This window comes from Sulfuricurvum sp. (assembly GCF_023229695.1).
Classification (GTDB): Bacteria; Campylobacterota; Campylobacteria; order Campylobacterales; family Sulfurimonadaceae; genus Sulfuricurvum.
In genome coordinates this window covers 1-2909 of record NZ_JALNYS010000046.1, presented here as the reverse complement: position 1 = coordinate 2909, position 2909 = coordinate 1, and the positions used below count along the sequence as shown (strand labels likewise).

The 2909-nt window shown below is 44.3% G+C and carries 3 protein-coding genes; all 3 read left to right on the top strand.

What is annotated here, in order from left to right:
* On the top strand, positions 1-1106 hold a 1106-nt coding region (locus M0P91_RS15130; RefSeq protein ID WP_295069357.1), incomplete at its 5' end, for an exopolysaccharide biosynthesis polyprenyl glycosylphosphotransferase.
* Positions 1106-2272 carry a glycosyltransferase family 1 protein gene (locus tag M0P91_RS15125; RefSeq protein ID WP_295069354.1) on the top strand — a complete coding sequence of 389 codons (1167 nt, stop codon included), beginning with the start codon at positions 1106-1108 and terminating at the stop codon, positions 2270-2272. The genes M0P91_RS15130 and M0P91_RS15125, both read left to right, overlap by 1 nt.
* Before the next feature lie 37 nt (positions 2273-2309).
* A partial coding sequence (locus tag M0P91_RS15120; RefSeq protein WP_295069351.1) for a GDP-mannose 4,6-dehydratase occupies positions 2310-2909 on the top strand: 600 nt, incomplete at its 3' end.

The window sequence follows — 2909 nt, the reverse complement described above, 5'->3', positions numbered from 1 at the left end:
ATTTTTGGCAGGAATACAAGAGGGTAGTGCGTTCTCTTGCAATTTCCTGTGTGGTTGTTCTGGCAGTTTTAGCGCTAGGTAGAGAGATAGAGACCTATTCTCGCTTTGTTTTGCTCTCTTCGTTTGCTCTCTTGTTTATCTTTTTACCGGTTGAAAAATATTTTTTAAAACGGTGGCTATACCGGTTTAAAATTTGGGGTCGCGAAGCATTGGTGCTTGGAGATGACCCGTTTTTTGAGCGTGAAGTATTCGGAAATCCCTATTTAGGGTATATTCGGGCACAGAATCGACCTGCTAAAACCCTTTTTGTCGCTTCAAATCATCAAAGTGCTGAAGATATTGAGTCGATTTTGGATACAACCGTCAAGCATAAGCAAGAGGTGATCTTTATCCCCCTTATCAAAAGCTACGATTTTTCTGATTCCCATATCATTCACCTTTTTAATGCCCGTACCAATTTGATTGTATTGGAAAATAAACTTCTAAGTCGAATCAATCAGCTCCTAAAAGGTTTTTTCGATTACCTCCTCTCGTTGCTTCTTCTTCCATTTGCCTTGATGGCGATGGGTGTTATTGCATGGCTCATAAAACGCCAAGAACCGCATTCTCCGATTTTTTTCTGCCAATCTCGTATGGGAAAAGATGGCAATCCGTACATTTGTTATAAATTTCGTTCGATGTCCGGTGATGCGGATCTTCTTTTGGAATACTATTTGAATTCTCATCCCGAAGAGATCCGAAACTATGAAATTTATCACAAATATGAAAATGACCCTCGTATTACGTCAATCGGGAGATTTTTACGTAAAACCTCACTCGATGAATTGCCTCAAATCCTCAATGTTATTCGAGGCGATATGAGCCTCATCGGTCCTAGACCTTATATGTTCGAAGAAGAAGAAAAAATGGGTGAAAAAACAACGATGATTTTAGCGGTTAAACCGGGGATTACGGGATTGTGGCAAGTTTCTGGACGTAGCGAGCTTGAGTTTAAAAGCCGTGTAGAGCTGGATGTTTGGTATGTTCGTAACTGGAGTCTTTGGACCGATTTTGTCATTTTGGTTAAAACGGTGAAAGTCGTCTTACAGCGGGAAGGGGCGATGTAATGCGCCTGATCGTCAATTGTTCTCCCCTTCGCCCTCCGCTGACGGGGATTGGGCACTATACGAGAGAATTACTTCTCCGACTTATTGATGATCCTGCTATCATTGAGCTCGAAGGATTCTTTTTTCATCGTTGGTTGACTCGTGCTCAAATACGTTTGATGCTTCATGATACACCCCCTCATGTTAAATCATCTTCTCGTTCTTTAGCGCAAATCATTGCGGCTCTTCCGGGCGGGCGGGAACTATACCGCTTTGCCCTGCGTCAAATCCACAAAAAAAACTTAGCCGCGTGCAGTGACTGGCTCTATTGGGAAACGAACTATATACCACTGCCGTTTTTAGGCAAAACGGTCACCACGGTCTACGATCTGTCTCACATACGCTACCCACAGTTTCATCCGGACAGCCGTGTTTCATATTTTAATTCCAATCTCCAAAAAGCCTTGGAAAAATCGGTTTCCATTGTGACAATTTCTGAATTTTCGGCGAGGGAGATGGTTGAATATTACAAAATTGATAGAGCGAAACTTACGATTATTCCTCCCGGAGTTTCGGAAGTTTTTCACCCGTATTCCTCTGAAGAGCTGGCACCCATACGCGACCGATATGGACTTCCCTCCCATTATCTTCTCAGTGTCGCGACCCTTGAACCTCGTAAAAATTTTAAAAATCTTTGCTTGGCATATGCGGCGCTCAGTGATGAACTGCGTTGCAGTCGTCCATTGGTGATCGTAGGTGCGTCAGGATGGCTCACCGAGGAGATTGAAGTTCTCATTTCCCCTCTTGCGGCACAGGGTCAGATTATCCGTTTGGGGTACATTCCCGGTGATGTTTTACCGCTGTTATATGCTGCTGCCGATGCGCTGTGCTATGTCTCATTTTATGAGGGTTACGGGATGCCCATTGCCGAAGCGATTGCATCGGGAATCCCGGTTTTGACCTCTGATTGTACATCGATGCCCGAAGTGGGGGGCAATCGTGCGTGGTATGCAAATCCAGCATCCATTGAGTCGATTTACACGCAGATGAGTTCGATGATTCAATCCGATTCTTCGCTTTTCCCTCCATCTTCGGCACACTTACCCTCTCCCAAGATTCATTCGTGGGACGATGCCTGTCGTACTCTCGTTTCATGTTTCAGATTTAGCTATAATAGCAAACAATAAAATAGATTTTTTTTTCAATTCAATAGGGATTTTTTTCATGAAAAAAGCGATTATTACAGGGATTACAGGTCAAGACGGTGCCTATTTGGCGGAATTGTTACTCGAAAAGGGGTATGAAGTTTACGCGACGTACCGTCGCACGTCGTCGGTAAATTTTTGGCGTATCGAAGAGTTGGGGATTCAAAGCCATTCAAACCTCCATCTAGTCGAATATGACCTCACCGATCAATCCAATACGGTCCGTATGGTCTCTGAAATCCGTCCTCAAGAGATTTACAATCTTGCAGCTCAAAGTTTTGTGGGAGTATCGTTTGATCAGCCGATTGCTACGGCACACATTACAGGGCTTGGGGCACTGCATCTCCTTGAAGCGATCCGTATTATCGATACCTCCATCCGATTCTATCAGGCATCAACCTCAGAAATGTTCGGTAAAGTGCAAGAGATCCCTCAAACTGAAAACACCCCATTCTATCCTCGAAGTCCATACGGTGTTGCAAAGCTCTACGCACACTGGATGACGATCAATTACCGTGAATCCTACGGAATTTTCGGGTGCAGCGGTATTTTGTTCAACCACGAATCCCCGTTGCGCGGGCGTGAGTTTGTCACCCGTAAGATAACCGATTCGGTAGCA

Excerpts from the sequence above, each read along its gene's own strand:
- M0P91_RS15125 (WP_295069354.1), top strand. The coding sequence starts at position 1,106 with ATGCGCCTGATCGTCAATTGTTCTCCCCTTCGCCCTCCGCTGACGGGG.